Annotated in this window: 17 protein-coding genes; 7 read left to right on the forward strand and 10 right to left on the reverse strand. The window is 66.5% G+C overall.

Annotated features, from left to right (window positions below):
* Nucleotides 1-27 precede the first annotated feature (27 nt).
* Both BDO18943_RS13815 and BDO18943_RS13820 read right to left on the reverse strand, forming a co-directional pair.
* The gene (locus BDO18943_RS13815) at nt 28-336 is read right to left on the reverse strand and encodes an AzlD family protein (protein WP_175022733.1); all 309 of its coding nucleotides are present in this window, start codon (nt 334-336) and stop codon (nt 28-30) included.
* Entirely contained in the window at nt 329-1063 is a 735-nt protein-coding gene (locus BDO18943_RS13820; protein ID WP_175022734.1) for an AzlC family ABC transporter permease, read from the reverse strand. Before BDO18943_RS13820 ends, BDO18943_RS13815 begins: the two co-directional genes overlap by 8 nt.
* 124 nt (nt 1064-1187) lie before the next feature.
* On the opposite strand from BDO18943_RS13820, the gene BDO18943_RS13825 reads away from it, so the two are divergent.
* The 3 genes from BDO18943_RS13825 (at nt 1188) to BDO18943_RS13835 (ending at nt 3256) form a co-directional block, all read left to right on the forward strand.
* Nucleotides 1188-1646, forward strand: coding sequence for an Lrp/AsnC family transcriptional regulator (locus tag BDO18943_RS13825; RefSeq protein ID WP_006486309.1), 459 nt, complete (start codon nt 1188-1190; stop codon nt 1644-1646).
* A gap of 223 nt (nt 1647-1869) precedes the next feature.
* Entirely contained in the window at nt 1870-2439 is a 570-nt protein-coding gene (locus BDO18943_RS13830) for a hypothetical protein (protein WP_175022807.1), read from the forward strand.
* A 136-nt stretch (nt 2440-2575) separates the two neighbouring features.
* Complete coding sequence (locus tag BDO18943_RS13835) at nt 2576-3256, forward strand: YebB family permuted papain-like enzyme (RefSeq protein ID WP_175022735.1); 681 nt, start codon at nt 2576-2578, stop codon at nt 3254-3256.
* Between the two features lie 62 nt (nt 3257-3318).
* Here the strand turns inward: BDO18943_RS13835 and BDO18943_RS13840 are convergent, their stop codons facing one another.
* The 5 genes from BDO18943_RS13840 to BDO18943_RS13860 form a co-directional block, all read right to left on the reverse strand.
* The gene (locus BDO18943_RS13840) at nt 3319-3951 is read right to left on the reverse strand and encodes a LysE family translocator (RefSeq protein WP_175022736.1); all 633 of its coding nucleotides are present in this window, start codon (nt 3949-3951) and stop codon (nt 3319-3321) included.
* A gap of 209 nt (nt 3952-4160) precedes the next feature.
* A complete protein-coding gene (locus BDO18943_RS13845) occupies nt 4161-5030 on the reverse strand; it encodes a PASTA domain-containing protein (protein WP_175022737.1) in 870 nt (289 codons plus the stop codon).
* A 122-nt stretch (nt 5031-5152) separates the two neighbouring features.
* The gene (locus BDO18943_RS13850; protein ID WP_175022738.1) at nt 5153-5665 is read right to left on the reverse strand and encodes a DUF2199 domain-containing protein; all 513 of its coding nucleotides are present in this window, start codon (nt 5663-5665) and stop codon (nt 5153-5155) included.
* A gap of 181 nt (nt 5666-5846) precedes the next feature.
* On the reverse strand, nt 5847-6179 hold the full coding sequence (locus BDO18943_RS13855) for a DUF2322 family protein (RefSeq protein WP_043178853.1): 333 nt from the start codon (nt 6177-6179) through the stop codon (nt 5847-5849).
* A gap of 53 nt (nt 6180-6232) precedes the next feature.
* Nucleotides 6233-6943, reverse strand: a complete 711-nt coding sequence (locus tag BDO18943_RS13860; RefSeq protein ID WP_175022739.1) for a flavin reductase family protein — start codon at nt 6941-6943, stop codon at nt 6233-6235.
* 228 nt (nt 6944-7171) lie between these two features.
* Between BDO18943_RS13860 and BDO18943_RS13865 the strand changes: the two genes are divergently transcribed.
* The gene (locus tag BDO18943_RS13865; protein ID WP_175002417.1) at nt 7172-7498 is read left to right on the forward strand and encodes a thioredoxin family protein; all 327 of its coding nucleotides are present in this window, start codon (nt 7172-7174) and stop codon (nt 7496-7498) included.
* A gap of 10 nt (nt 7499-7508) precedes the next feature.
* The gene (locus tag BDO18943_RS13870; protein ID WP_175022740.1) at nt 7509-7928 is read left to right on the forward strand and encodes a secondary thiamine-phosphate synthase enzyme YjbQ; all 420 of its coding nucleotides are present in this window, start codon (nt 7509-7511) and stop codon (nt 7926-7928) included.
* Nucleotides 7929-7961: 33 nt separating this feature from the next.
* Here the strand turns inward: BDO18943_RS13870 and atsR are convergent, their stop codons facing one another.
* Genes atsR through BDO18943_RS13885 form a run of 3 tightly spaced genes read right to left on the reverse strand, consistent with a single transcriptional unit; the run spans nt 7962 to nt 11197 of the window.
* Nucleotides 7962-9782, reverse strand: a complete 1821-nt coding sequence (gene atsR, locus BDO18943_RS13875) for a hybrid sensor histidine kinase/response regulator AtsR (protein ID WP_175022741.1) — start codon at nt 9780-9782, stop codon at nt 7962-7964.
* Nucleotides 9779-10282, reverse strand: coding sequence for a molybdopterin-dependent oxidoreductase (locus BDO18943_RS13880; protein ID WP_175002420.1), 504 nt, complete (start codon nt 10280-10282; stop codon nt 9779-9781). The genes atsR and BDO18943_RS13880 overlap by 4 nt, the downstream gene beginning before the upstream one ends.
* A gap of 42 nt (nt 10283-10324) precedes the next feature.
* Entirely contained in the window at nt 10325-11197 is an 873-nt protein-coding gene (locus BDO18943_RS13885) for a response regulator (protein WP_175022742.1), read from the reverse strand.
* A gap of 358 nt (nt 11198-11555) precedes the next feature.
* Between BDO18943_RS13885 and BDO18943_RS13890 the strand changes: the two genes are divergently transcribed.
* The gene (locus BDO18943_RS13890) at nt 11556-12143 is read left to right on the forward strand and encodes a tetratricopeptide repeat protein (protein ID WP_175022743.1); all 588 of its coding nucleotides are present in this window, start codon (nt 11556-11558) and stop codon (nt 12141-12143) included.
* A gap of 119 nt (nt 12144-12262) precedes the next feature.
* Nucleotides 12263-13090 carry a hypothetical protein gene (locus BDO18943_RS13895; RefSeq protein ID WP_175022744.1) on the forward strand — a complete coding sequence of 276 codons (828 nt, stop codon included), beginning with the start codon at nt 12263-12265 and terminating at the stop codon, nt 13088-13090.
* Nucleotides 13091-13173 lie beyond the last annotated feature (83 nt).

Genomic DNA, 13173 nt, shown 5'->3' on the forward strand with positions numbered 1-13173 from the left:
GCCGCGTGCGCGGCGGGTCGGAACCGCTCAGCCGAGCAGGTGCCGCAACAGGCCGGCCGACACGACGCCGACGATGACGGTCGGCAGGATCGACAGGCGCGTCGCCGCGATCAGCGTCATGGCCAGCGCGAGCAGGTCGGCCGGGCGCGTCGACACGAACGCCGGCGCGATCACCGAGATCAGCACGCAGCCCGGCACATTCTCCATCACCGACGCCATCCGCGGGCTCAGCGTGCGGTTGCGCAGCAGCACGTAGCCGAGGATGCGCGACAGATACGTCGTCGACGCCATCAGCACGATCGTCGCGACGGTGCTGAAATCCGGAAGCTCAGGCATCGCGCGGCTCCCACAGCAGCGCGGCGATCAGCCCTGCGCAGGCGCCGGCCGCGACGTACCACGCGCCGGGTACGGCCAGGTGCGTGGCCGCTGCGACGACGAGGCTCACGAACCACGGGCGGCTCGCGCGCATCCCTTTCCACATCCCGCGCAGCAGCACCAGGAACACGGCCGTGAACGCCATGTCGAAGCCGTACTGCTCGACGTTGCCGATCGTCGGGCCGACCGCCGCGCCGAGCGTGGTCATCGAGATCCACGTCAGGTAGAGCCCCATGCAGATGCCCGCGTAATAGGGCACGCTGATGTGCGTGGCCGAGCGCGCCCGGGCGTCGGCGAGCGACATCGCCCAGCTTTCGTCGCACATGAAGAACAGCGCGAACAACGCGCGGCGGCGCGGCAGGCGGCGGATATACGGCTCGAATGCGGCGCCCATCAGGATGTGGCGCGAATTCACGAGGAACGACATCGCGACGATCAGCGCGATGTGCGGCGGCGACGTCCACAGATGGATCGCCGCGAATTCGGAGCCGCCGCCGAAGTTCATGCCGGTCATCATCGGCACTTCGAACAGGCTCAGCCCTTTCTGCGCGGCCTGCGCGCCCAGCACGAGCGCGAACGGCACGAAACCCAGCATGACGGGCAGCGCCGCGCGCAAACCGCGACCCATCTCGGCGATATAAGCGGGCTTGTCGCGAAGCCCTGACGACGTTGAAACGCTACTGCTCATTACTCCTCCTTCGGGGGAGGAATTGTCTGCTTTTTTGACTCGAATCGGGTTGCGTTGTCGCCAGATTTTTCTCAGAATTTGGCATTGAACGCGTGATACACGATTTTTTTGGAATTGAATGCCAATGAAACTTGACGCCATCGATCGCCGGATCCTGAGCGCGCTCCAGCGCGACGGCCGCATGCAGAACGTGGAACTCGCGCACGAGGTCGGGCTGTCGCCGTCGCCGTGCCTGCGGCGCGTGCGGCTCCTCGAGGAAGCCGGCGTGATCGAGAAATACGTGGCCGTGCTGAATCCCGCGAAAGTCGGCAAGGGGCTGACGATCTTCACGCGTGTGTGGCTGAAGGGGCAGGACGCGGAATCGGTGAACCGCTTCGCCGAAGCTGTCCAGCAGATGCCGGAAGTCGTCGAATGCCACCTGATGGCCGGCGATTGCGATTTCCTGCTGCGCGTCGTCGCGGCCGACATCGACGACTACCGGCGCTTCCAGATGGAATACCTCACGCGCATTCCGGGCGTGCTGAGCGTGAAGACCGACATTCCGATGCAGAAGGTCAAGCTCACGTCGGCGCTGCCGACCTAGCGTGACGCGGGGGCGCGGCTACGAGACGGACGGGTCGACGAGCGGTCACGGCTCGGTGACAATCGTCCGATAGACTGACGAATCACGCCGCTTCGAACCGGTCGCCGGTGTCGTCACGCGACGTTCGATGCGCAAGCAACTAACGGTCAATGCCGCCGCGATCGGGCGGGCGGCGCTGCGCGCCGGGTCATGTGCCGATGCGTTTCTTCTTGTCGGGCCATTCATGCAGCCAATCAACAATCCGTGGAACTCGCTGGAAATCGTCAAGCTCGTGCTGGGCGTGCTGACGCCGTTGTCGGTCGCGTGTCTTGGCTGGCTCGTCGCGCGCCGGCTGAAGCGGCTCGAACTCGTGCAGTGGACCAACCAGCGATTGATCGAAAAGCGGCTCGCGCTGTACGACGCGGTCGCGCCGCAGCTCAATGCGCTGCTGTGCTTCTACACGTGGATCGGCTACTGGAAGGACATCTCGCCGGACGACGTGATCCGCGCGAAGCGCGACCTCGACCGCACGTTCCACATCTACCGCTACCTGTTCGACGACGACGTGTACGACGCGTATCACACGTACATCCACGCGCTGTTCGACATGCATACGGGCCCGGGCCGCGATGCGCGGATCCGCTCGCTGATCCAGGCGCCCGACGGCGATCGCAGCGTGCACGGCTCGTATGAGTGGAAACCGGCGTGGTCCGACCGTTTCGCGACCGCGAATGTCGTGCCGAAGGACGACGTGTTGCTGCACTACACGCAGTTGATGGAGCAGCTGCGCGTGGCGCTGGGCGCGACGCGCTGAGGGCAGCGCGGCGGCTGCGCATCGGTATCGAAATCCGCCACCCGGCGGTGCGGATCCCCACCCTCGCGCAAGAAGCAGGTGCTGCGCGCGGCTGCTGCTGACATGCTCGCGCCATCTCCACTCGCGCGAGGTCCGTATGGTTGTCGATACCGGCTGCCAGCCGCTCATGATCCGCTCGCCCGAAGCGGGCCGGCGGCGTTTCTTCTCCGTTGAATCTCACGATCCGCATCACATGCCGTTGCCGGCCGAGCCGGAGATCGGCGACATCGTGTTCATCCGCGTGACCGTGCGGCCGTTTCTCGAAGTGGCGAGCGCGACGCGCTCGTGGACGAATCACGTCGGGATCGTGGTCGGCGAGCGCGGCGGCGAGCCGCTGATCGCGGAGAGTACGTTTCCGCTCTCGCGCGTCACGACGATGTCGCGGTTTCTTGCGCGCTCCGATCGCGGCGCGTGCGTGATCGCGCGGCTGAAGCAGCCACTCGATGACGCGCAGCGGCGCCGGCTCGTGGAGGCTGCGATGCGCCGGATCGGCGTGGTCTACGACACGGGGTTCAATCTCGCGTCGCGCCGGCAGTTCTGCTCGCGGTTCGTGCGCGAAGTCGTGCGCGATGCGACGCGGATCGCGCTCGGCGACGTCGAGACCTTCGACATGCTGCTGCGCCGGAATCCCGATCATCCGCTCGGCTTCTGGAAGATCTGGTATTTCGGCCGGATTCCGTGGCGCCGCCGCACGGTGACGCCGGCGAGTTTGCTCGATAGCGGGGCGTTGCGGGTGGTGGTGGATACGCGCGAGCCGGCTACCGATCGCGGCGACTGATGACCGCGTGTGTCACCGGGCCGCGCGAGGTTTCATGCGTGACGAGCAGGTGATGCGTGTCCTCAGTTGCGCCCCGCCACCGCCAGCCGCGCCGCCAGCCCCACGAACACCGAGCCGAGCAGGTACTGCGGCAGCTTCGACGGGCGGCGTCGCGCGCCGATCCGCTGGCTCAGCCGGCTCGCGGACAGAATGATCGCGCCGTTCACGACGAGCCCGATCAGGTTGAGCACTGTCGCGAGCACGAGAATCTGCACGGCGATCGAACCGTGTTCGGGCCGCACGAACTGCGGAAACAGCGCGAGCACGAACAGCGCCATCTTCGGGTTCAGCAGGTTCGTCGTCAGCCCCTGGCGGAAGATCGTCGCGGTCGAGTGGCGACTCTGCGAGGCGACAGGCGACCGCGCGGTCGCATCCGAACGGAACGTCTTCCACGCGAGATACAGCAGATAGGCGGCACCCGCGAAGCGCACGGCGTCATACGCGAGCGGCACCGCGACGAAGAGCTGCGACAGCCCGAGCGCGGCCGCCAGCGCGTGACAGTAAGTGCCGGCCTGGATGCCTGCGAGTGTTGCGAAGCCGGCGCGCCGTCCCTGGCTCACGCTGCGGGACGCGATCAGCAGCATGTCGGGGCCAGGCGTGGCGGTCAGTGCAAGACACGCGCCGGAGAACAGCGCGAGCGTGGAGAGATCGATCATGGGGGGCCCTTTGTGGATGCAGCGCAAAAGGGATGCCAGTTTAAGAGCGGGCGTGAAGCAGGTCAATCGAACGAGCGGACGACCATTTATTGGGCCGTCGAGGCCGATCGCCAACACGCGTGCGCTGCCTTTGGCACGCGGCGAGTGCCCGGTGCCGGATCTACGGCATACGCTGATGCAGCGCCTTGCTTGGGCGATCGCCGCCCCGCTCAAGGCTTGCGGCAGGCCACCTGATAGTCGATCACGGTGTTCTCCGCCGGCTTGTCCGGCTCGCCGCCGGCCGTCGTTACGCCGAGCACGCCGGCCGTGCTCCGGTAGCGCAGCGCGCAATATCCCATGCCGGTGCCCGAACACGCTTCGGCTTCGATGATGCCGTGCCGGGCGAGCGTCGCCGCGCCATCCGCCGGGTCCGGTTTCTCGCGCGGGCGCAGCGGTTGCCAGCCGTGCGCGATCAGGATCCGGCGTGCCGTGTCGAGCGGCTTGCCGTACACGTTGGGCACGACGGCGCGGCCTTGGCAGTAAGTGCTTTCAGCCGCTACCCGGGTCAGGCGCAGGCCGCCGTTCTCTTCGTGCAGTTCGCCGACGGGCGGCGCGGGGCCGTCGCCGCCCCAGATCAGCAACGCGCCGCTTTCCAGCCGATCGGCCGTACCGAGTTGCCAGCCGACCTTGCGCGCCGTGTAGCCGAGCGCGACGAGCGTCGTGCCGTCGAACACGCCGAGGTTGGCGTGACGCGCGAAACAGATCGCGCTCGTGCCGGCACCGAATCCGCTCGCGAACGTGACGACCGTGTAGCGGCCGAGCGGCGCCTCGGACGTCACGATCCAGCCGCGCGTCGCGACTTCGCGGCCGGCCGTGGTGGTCGTCTTCGCGCGATATTGCGTGCAGAACGGGTCGAGCGAGCCGTTCTCCGGTGAGTGCGGCAGCACGCCGAGCGGCACCAGCGACGCACCGGCGAGATCGGAGGCCGTCCGCAGCGGATCGGCCGATGCCGTGCCGCCGAGCGCGGTACACGCAACGGCCGCGATCGAAACGATCGACGCAAGACGGCGGGCAAACGGCAAGGCAACGAAACGGGACACGCTGGCGGTCTCCGGGGAAAGAGGGACGGGCGCGATGATCGCGGGTTTTCGGACGCGTGTCACGGCCGTGTGTCACGGCCGCGCGCGCGGGCCGGCGGCACGCGGTGTGCCACCCGGCGAAGTCAGTGCGTCGATCCGTCCGGATGCAGCACTTTCTCGAAGAGCGCTTGCGCGCGTTCGGCCGACATCCCGTTGTGGAAGTCGAGCGACAGCGGATGATCGGTCGTATCGAGTTCGACGAGCGGCCGCTGGCCATCCAATTGCGGATGCGTGCGCGACTTCAGGCCGTCGAGCGGCGGATAGCCGGGCAGGCGATTCGCGAGCCAGCTGAAGTACGGGCCGCTTGCGTTGCCGGCTTCCTGATTCTCCAGGTAGTCGTCGAAACTGCGCTCGCTGAGCGAGACCCAGAGCCCCCACAGAAACGGTTCGTCAGCGCCGATGATGGGCACCTCGAGGCACGCGCGCACGAAGAAGTACTGGTGGTCGACGACGCACAGGTCTTCGTCCCACGTCGCCCGCGCCGCGCGTTCCGGTTCGGGAATGTCCAGCAGGTAGTCCGGGAACTGGAATCCGACGCTCGGCTCACCCTCATGCCATTCGTCGCATTGCGCACATTGAAACCGGAACGTCGTCATGTGTGGCCTCGCTTGAGCGATAGGGGCGAACGGGCGCGCGATCGCTGGATGCTACGCCGATGCAAGTCGCCGGGGCCGCTGCGGCGTATCGCGCGCCGCTTCGCGGTTGCATTGATGGTCGGCGCAAACGCAGGCCGCCCCGGCGTGTCTGCCGGTGGCGTGCCTGCATGTCACGGGCGATTCAGCCCTTCGCGACGACGTCGATTCGCAGCGCTTCGCCGCCTGCGACGATCGCCAGCAGGCGATCGACGTTCGGATGCGCGCCCGGGCGGTTGCGTGCATCGGCCGTATGTTCGGCGAACACCGCGAGGCCGTGCTCGGCGGCTTTCGCGTCGAGCGTGCCGAATGCCTGCTTCAGGTAGTGGTACACCGCGAGCGAGCCTTGCTTGCCCGGCTGGTTCTCGATGGTCGCGACCACGTCGCCGTTCGCGCCGACGAGATCGATGCGTGCGACGCCGTCGATGGCCGGCAATTGCGCGAGGTTGTCCTTGAATACTGGGGTCGGTTGAATCACTGAAAACACTCCGTCGGTTCGGTCATGGGCCAATGAGCATGGCCGGCCGTATCTTATCCGATCGGCCTCTGCGCACCGGCCGGCACGCCCGCCTCGCGCGAGCGCTCGATGTCGGGGCTGCGATACGCGCGCTCGGGAATCTCGGCGAGCCGCGATGCGTGCACCTGATGCGGCGTGAGTCCGTAGAACTTCTGGAAACTCATGATCAGCGGCGACCACTTGTCGGGATCGATGCGGTCCGCATGACCGTCCATCAGCAGGTCGGGATGCACGTGCACGCGCTGGATGCGCAGCTCGAACACGCGGATGCTGCCGCGCACGTCGGGCGCTTCTTCACCGATCCCGTGCGTGGCCGCGACGACCGCTTCCATGTGCACCGGGCATTCGAGCGCACGCGGCGGCGCGACGGTTTGCGAGGCCGCTTCGGTGAGCCCGGCCGTGCCGAACTTGTCGGGTTCGTACACGTAGCCCCTTGTGAGCTTCCTTTCGGGTACCGGATACGTGCCGGTCGTGCGCGCGATCCGGTCGACCGCGTGCGCCTGCGCCGACGACGGCAGGTTCAGCACGCATTCGCCGGTGCGCAGCAGGTTGCGCGTGGTCTGCGAACCGGCGCCGATGCCGATCACACCGCGCCAGCCGAGCCAGAACGCGGACGAGATCGGTGCGAGATTGGCGGTGCCGTCCTCGTTCAGTGTGCTGACCAGCACGACGGGCGTGCCGAAATAGAGGATGTTCGGTTCGGTGACGCGATGCGGAGCGTTCATGTCGGCGCCTTCGTCGAGGGATCAGTCCGCATGCTGATCCTGTCGCGGCGGCGCGGCGCTCCGAATCTTGTCGTGTCATTCCGGAAGGGGCGTGAAGGCCGCGTGTGCGCCGGCCCGAACCCGCCGGCATCGCGCGCGCTTTTCCGCTACAGTGGGAGATTGCAGGCCGCGTCCGCCGCACCGCACGGGCGCGCGCGGTCCTGTTCCGCCAACGCACACGAGGGCCTGATGGATACCGAGCAACGCTACACCGCCAACGCGCCGACGCGCGCGGAAGTCGACGCACTGGGCGGCGCAACCGTCATCGAATTCGGCGCGAACTGGTGCGGGATCTGCGCGGGCGCGCAGCCGGCGATCGTGGCGTCGTTCTCCGTGCATCCCGCCGTGCGCCACCTGAAGATCGAGGATGGCCCGGGCCGCCCGCTCGGCCGCTCGTTCGGCGTGAAGCTGTGGCCGACGCTGGTGTTCCTGCGCGACGGTGTCGAAGTCGCGCGCGTCGTGCGCCCGGCCGACGCAAAGCAGATCGAAGCCGACGGCTTCGCCGCGCTGGCCTGAGGTCACGGCGATGCAACAGGCGATCACGCACATCGGCATCGACACGCACGGCAGCGGCCTCGTTGAGTTCACGTCGCAGGTGCGTGCGTTCGTCGACCAGCAGGCCATCAGTACGGGCCTGCTCACCGTGTTCTGCCGTCATACGTCGGCGTCGCTGCTGATCCAGGAGAATGCGGATCCGTCGGTGCAGCGCGATCTCGAACGCTACTTCGCGACGCTCGCGCCCGAGGACGCCACGCGCTACGAGCACGACACCGAAGGCACCGACGACATGCCGGCGCACCTGCGCACGGCGCTCACGCAGGTGCAGCTGTCGATCCCGGTCGAGCACGGGCGCATGGTGCTCGGCACGTGGCAGGGGATTTACCTGTTCGAACATCGCCGCGCGCCGCACCGGCGCGATATCGTGCTGCATCTGATCGGCGAGTAAGCGGGCGCACGCGGCGCATCGCCGGGCGCCGGCTCAGGCGAGCAGCTTCTCGACGAGCGCGCCGAGTTCGCGCAGGTGGACGGGCTTCGGCAGGAATGCGTCGAATACCTGCTGGTTCTCGCGCAACGCGGCCGATTCATACGCACTGACGCCGAGAATCGCCGGATGCCGGCCGTCGTCATCGGGTACCGCGACCGCACGCATGCGCCGCGCGACCTCGAAGCCGCTCAAGTCCGGCAGTTCGAGATCGAGCACGACGATGTCGTAGCGGCTTGCACCGAAGCACGCGACGCCTTCCTGCCCGGTGCCGCACAGATCGGCGTCGATGCCGAGCGCCGACAGCATCGCGCCGAGCGTTTCGCGTGCGTTGTCGTCGTCGTCGACCACCAGCGCGCGCCGGTCGCGGTGCGCGGCCGCGTGCGGCAGCGCGGGTGCGTCGCCGGCCGCGTTGCCGGCGGTGTCGCTGCCGGGCACTTCGGCCGGCAGCGTCACGACGAACTCGCTGCCTTCGCCCACCGTGCTGCGTACGTCCACATGTCCGCGCAGCGTCGTCACGATTTCGCGCACGACGGCGAGCCCCATGCCGATCCCGTCCACATGCAGCCCGACCGCGTCGTTCGCGCGATAGAACGGCTCGAAGATCTTCGACAGGTGCTGTTTCGCGATGCCGGCGCCCGTGTCGCGCACGGCGATCTTCAACTGCTGGCCGGCCGGCGCGTCGGCGAGCGTGATCGACACGTCGATCGATCCGCCGAGCGTGTACTTGACCGAGTTCTCGATCAGGTTCGACAGTACCTGGCGCAGCAGCTTGCGATCGGAACGGATCGCGAGGTCGTGCGGCTCGACTTGCTGCACGATCGCGATCCGCTTGGCCGCGATCTTCTCGCGCAGCGGGTCGAGCACCTCGGCGAGCAGCGACGCGATGCCGACGGTTTCCCGTTCGGCGAGGCGCTTCGTCGAGCGCAGCTTGATGTAGTCGGTCAGGTCCTTGACGAGCGCTTCGAGCGACGACGCGGAATTCTGCAGCCGCCGGATCGTCTTCAGGTTCGCGTCCGATTGCGGGCGGGCGAGCAGGATCTCGATGGATCCGCAGATCGCCTGCAGCGGCGTGCGCAACTCATGGCTGACCATCCCGAGGAACGCGTTTTTCGCCTCGATCATTTCGAACGCGCGGTCGGACGCCTTGCGTTCGGCGTCGAGCGCCGCGTCCTGCCGTTCAAGCAGGTCGTCGCGCGTGCGCATCGTATAGAACAGCAGCAGGAACAGCGCGCACAGGATCACGCCGAGCACGATGCCGAGGATCAGGATCGCGCGCTGCTTTTCCTTCAGCTGATGGAACGTGAAGTCGCGCTGCGCCATCTCGATCGCGCGGAAATAGTTCGCGAGGCCGTTGACCTTCGGCCAGTACGCATTGACTTCGTCGAGCACCTGCTGCGCGTGCTTCGGCGAGTCGCGCAGCAACGGCACATCGCGCTTCAGGCGCGTCATGAATTCGCCGAGCGTGTCGATCTCGTTGCGCGCGCGCGGGATCCGCAGCCAGTATTCGGACACTTCCGACGGCCGCTGCAGAAAGCCGAACGACACCGACAGGCTGTCGAGCTGCATCTGCACGTGATCGAAGTCGTCGTCCGCGCGCGTCGCGTAGAGGATCAGTTGCCGGTCGAACCGCGTATAGACGTTCCGGTATTGCGCGGCGGTCCAGAACACGCCTTCGCGCGGCCCTTCGAGCACGCCCTCGTTGACCGAGGTGGCGAGGAGGTCCCACAGCAGGAACGCCCACGCGGCGAACCCCATGATCCACAGCGAGCCGAGGACCAGGATGATTTTTCTATTTTTCCATCGCCGGCGTTTCATTTCACCGTCAGGCCGATGATCTGCCACGCGAACTTGGCTTCGCCGAGCGGCGTCTTCAGTTCGTCGGGATACTGGTCGCGCGGGTACATGATCCACAGCGGGCCGTAGTTGTCGTTGCCGAGCACCTTGCCGTTCATCGTCCGCGCGAGGATCACGCCGTAGCGATCGGCGTCGGACACCGGAATCGTGAACGTGTACTCGTCGATGCAGCGGAACTCGATTTGCGTGCCGTGCGCGCCAACGGTCTTCAGGATGTCGGACAGGCGCGGGCCGGTGAAGGTCGCCTTCGGCGTCCAGCTGGTCGACGTGACGATCGTATGCTGCGGCAGCGCCATCAGCGCCTGCTCGGAAAACACGTACGCCGTCTTGCCCTGCTGGTTGTGCTTGTCGATCTTGCCGTCGACGGTGAACGTAAAGGACGAAGCGGCCCAGGTCGCGGCGGCCATGCCGAGCAGGCAGGCCGTCAGCAGGCTCTTGGTCCAGATGGTCGAAATTCGCATGTCTTGCCCTCGGTCGTACGGGAGTGGTGTGGCGCTGTGGCCTCAGTTCGCGGCGGCCACGGCCGGTAGCGTGATCTTCAGTTCGCGCGCCACTTCGGCGAACAGGATCGGCAGGCGCACCGGTTTTTCCTCGCAGCGCGCGTTGTAGTGCGACACGATGTGCGCGATCTCGTCCTCGCTGGCTTCGCCGGTCGAGATCTTGCCGGTCAGCAGGAAGATCGGCGCGCCGCTGTTCTCGCTCGAGCGGATGCCGCGCACGAGTTCGGCGGCCGTCTGGTCGCCAAGCATCCAGTCGAGGATGTAGCCGTCGAAATCCTCGACCTCCAGTGCCTTGCGGAACGTCGCGCCGTCGAAGTACGGAATCGCGTTCACGCCTTTTTCGATGAAATATTCACACACCGTTTCGGCGACGTCCTGCGAATCGTCGACCACGGCGATCCGCGCCGCATACACGTTCGGCTGGGTCGAGCGCAGCTCGATGACGTCGACCGGATACGTACGGCCCTCGCGCGCGTGCTGACGCTCGGTGATGAGCCATTCGCCCTGCCACTGCAGCGCGACGAAATCCGTTTCGCTCTGGCTGCTGGCCTTGGTCGAGATCGCGGCGCGGCAGCGGAAGCGCCGCGACTCGATCACGAGCGTCGCGTCGATCATCTCGGGGCCGGCCGGCTGCGTGCCCTTGTCGTCGAGCAGGATCGCGGGCGGCACGCCGAAGTGCGTCGCGATGTCCTGCAACTGCGACAGGTTCCACGGGATCAGGCCTTTCATCTTGCGCGTGACGACCGAGAAGCTGAGGCCGAGCACATTCGCGATCGTCGTGTTGTGACTTCGCTGCGGGATGCCGTTCCGGTTCAGTAGGTCGCGCACCTTGTTGGCGGTGATGAGATCGACGTTGGCCTGCTCGCTGTTGGACATCTCGATGGGGTCTCCAGGGGGTTTTGGCGAGGGAGAGCATATCAAAACTGACGTGACACGCAAACTTTGAAAACGCGAATCACCTTGACATGCCTTTTTTCTTCATTATTATTGCTCACCACGTCACTATTGTTTGTCGCGTCATGTTTGGAGATCGATGCCGGCAACAGTCGGATCAGCGAAAAGCGACAACAATGAAGCAGTGACTGAGCGATTCGAAGCGAGAACCTGAGAGAGCCTAGGCGTGCGTGTCGGCGTTGGCGGATTGTATCCGCTGCGCCGCGCGCCACCGGGTGCGCGCTCGCGGGGGGGATAGCGCGAAGAATTGCGGCGCCAATAAAACATGAGGAAGGTAACAATGTACCGCCGTTTACTCGCACCGGGGCTGCTGTTGCTACTGGCCGCGTGCGCGCAGGATCCGTCCATCACCAGCAACACGGTACGGATCTGCGACGACACAGGTTGTTCTGACCGTCCTAAAGATCAGGTGTCCTATCAAAAAAGGGGCGATTCGGAAGACCGTGAAGATCCGCGCATCGCTGCGTTGAAGCAGACCGCGAAGACCCAGCCGAAGGCTGCCTACGACCTCGGCCTGCGTTATTTCCGCGGCGACGGCGTGCGCCAGGACAGCTACCAGGCACTCAAGTGGATGCGCGAGGCCGCCGAGCGCGGCGACCTGCAGGCGCAGAAGGCGCTCGGCAGTTTCTACCTGTTCGGCCTCGAGGAAATGGGCTCCGATGCGCGCGAAGCGGAGAAGTGGCTGTCGATCGCGGCCGGCCGCGGCGACAAGGAATCGAAGAAGCTGCTCGAGCTCGCCCGCCAGGCCAAGAAGGAAGACGAAGAAGACTGGAAATGGCGCACGGAATGGCGTGACCGCTATTACGGCTACTGGTACTCGGGCTATCCGTACTACGGCGTCTGGCAGCAGACGTACTGGTACTACTGACCGGGCCTGAAGCAACGGGGGCAGCCGCGGGGAGACCACCATCGCGCGCCAGCCGGGGGGCTTATCGAAGTTCGCACGAACACATAAGCCGAACAACGACTCTATCGATCGACAACGACATGAAGACCATCCTTTCCCATCGTCTCACTCAAGGTGCGCTGGTTGCAGCGCTGTGCGCGTCCGTGGCCGGCTGCGGCGGCATCGTCAATGCGGGCGGACAGAACGCCGGCGTGACCGGCGCGGCGGCAGGCGGCGCGAGCGCCGGCGCCGATTCGGGGCTGCAGCGCTGCGCGTCGCCGCTCGGCACGATCGCCGTCGACGACGGCCGCAACGCCGACTGGTGGGGCCCGTTCGGCAGCGCGACCAAGATGACGACGATCGACCCGCTGCTGCGCCTGGCGGTCCAGCAGTCGAACTGCTTCGTGATCACGTCGATCGGCAACCAGAAGAGCGACGCGCGCCTGTCGCGCATCACGCAGCTGCAGCGCAACTCGGGCGAGTACCGCACGGGCTCGAAGCAGCAGAAGGGCCAGCGGGTCGCGGCCGACTACTACATGGAACCGCAGATCGTCATCAACGATTCGCCGGTCGGCGGCATCGGCAGCATGATCGGCGGGCTGATCGGCAACAGCGCGGTGGCGGCGGTGGCCGGCCATCTTCAGACGAAGGCGTCGGTCGTCACGCTGACGCTGTTCGACGTGCGCTCGGCCGTGCAGATCGCGGCGTCGGAAGGCAGCTCGACGGCGACCAACTACGGCGCGGCGCTGGGCGGCTTCGGTGGTGGCGTGGGCGGTGCGCTCAGCGGCTTCTCGGCGACGCCGGAAGGCAAGGCGACGGTCGTCGCGTTCATCGACGCGTACAACAAGATGGTCGTCGCGCTGCGCAGCTACAAGGCGCAGGACGTCAAGGGCGGCCTTGGCCGAGGCGGCCAGCTCCAGGTCAACTGACGCGCCCGGGCCGGCGGTGCGCCGCCGGCCGATTCCTGATTCGTGTCCGTCCGTGCGCGCGGGGTGATCCGCGCGTACCGGCT

It is taken from the genome of Burkholderia aenigmatica, from assembly GCF_902499175.1.
GTDB classification, from domain to species: domain Bacteria; phylum Pseudomonadota; class Gammaproteobacteria; order Burkholderiales; family Burkholderiaceae; genus Burkholderia; species Burkholderia aenigmatica.

What these genes read in the sequence shown, in the direction of transcription:
- BDO18943_RS13815 (WP_175022733.1), bottom strand. Translation starts at nt 336, where the DNA reads ATGCCTGAGCTTCCGGATTTCAGCACCGTCGCGACGATCGTGCTGATG.
- BDO18943_RS13820 (WP_175022734.1), bottom strand. Translation starts at nt 1,063, where the DNA reads ATGAGCAGTAGCGTTTCAACGTCGTCAGGGCTTCGCGACAAGCCCGCT.
- BDO18943_RS13825 (WP_006486309.1), top strand. Translation starts at nt 1,188, where the DNA reads ATGAAACTTGACGCCATCGATCGCCGGATCCTGAGCGCGCTCCAGCGC.
- BDO18943_RS13830 (WP_175022807.1), top strand. Translation starts at nt 1,870, where the DNA reads ATGCAGCCAATCAACAATCCGTGGAACTCGCTGGAAATCGTCAAGCTC.
- BDO18943_RS13835 (WP_175022735.1), top strand. Translation starts at nt 2,576, where the DNA reads ATGGTTGTCGATACCGGCTGCCAGCCGCTCATGATCCGCTCGCCCGAA.
- BDO18943_RS13840 (WP_175022736.1), bottom strand. Translation starts at nt 3,951, where the DNA reads ATGATCGATCTCTCCACGCTCGCGCTGTTCTCCGGCGCGTGTCTTGCA.
- BDO18943_RS13850 (WP_175022738.1), bottom strand. Translation starts at nt 5,665, where the DNA reads ATGACGACGTTCCGGTTTCAATGTGCGCAATGCGACGAATGGCATGAG.
- BDO18943_RS13860 (WP_175022739.1), bottom strand. Translation starts at nt 6,943, where the DNA reads ATGAACGCTCCGCATCGCGTCACCGAACCGAACATCCTCTATTTCGGC.
- BDO18943_RS13865 (WP_175002417.1), top strand. Translation starts at nt 7,172, where the DNA reads ATGGATACCGAGCAACGCTACACCGCCAACGCGCCGACGCGCGCGGAA.
- BDO18943_RS13870 (WP_175022740.1), top strand. Translation starts at nt 7,509, where the DNA reads ATGCAACAGGCGATCACGCACATCGGCATCGACACGCACGGCAGCGGC.
- atsR (WP_175022741.1), bottom strand. Translation starts at nt 9,782, where the DNA reads ATGAAACGCCGGCGATGGAAAAATAGAAAAATCATCCTGGTCCTCGGC.
- BDO18943_RS13880 (WP_175002420.1), bottom strand. Translation starts at nt 10,282, where the DNA reads ATGCGAATTTCGACCATCTGGACCAAGAGCCTGCTGACGGCCTGCCTG.
- BDO18943_RS13885 (WP_175022742.1), bottom strand. Translation starts at nt 11,197, where the DNA reads ATGTCCAACAGCGAGCAGGCCAACGTCGATCTCATCACCGCCAACAAG.
- BDO18943_RS13890 (WP_175022743.1), top strand. Translation starts at nt 11,556, where the DNA reads ATGTACCGCCGTTTACTCGCACCGGGGCTGCTGTTGCTACTGGCCGCG.
- BDO18943_RS13895 (WP_175022744.1), top strand. Translation starts at nt 12,263, where the DNA reads ATGAAGACCATCCTTTCCCATCGTCTCACTCAAGGTGCGCTGGTTGCA.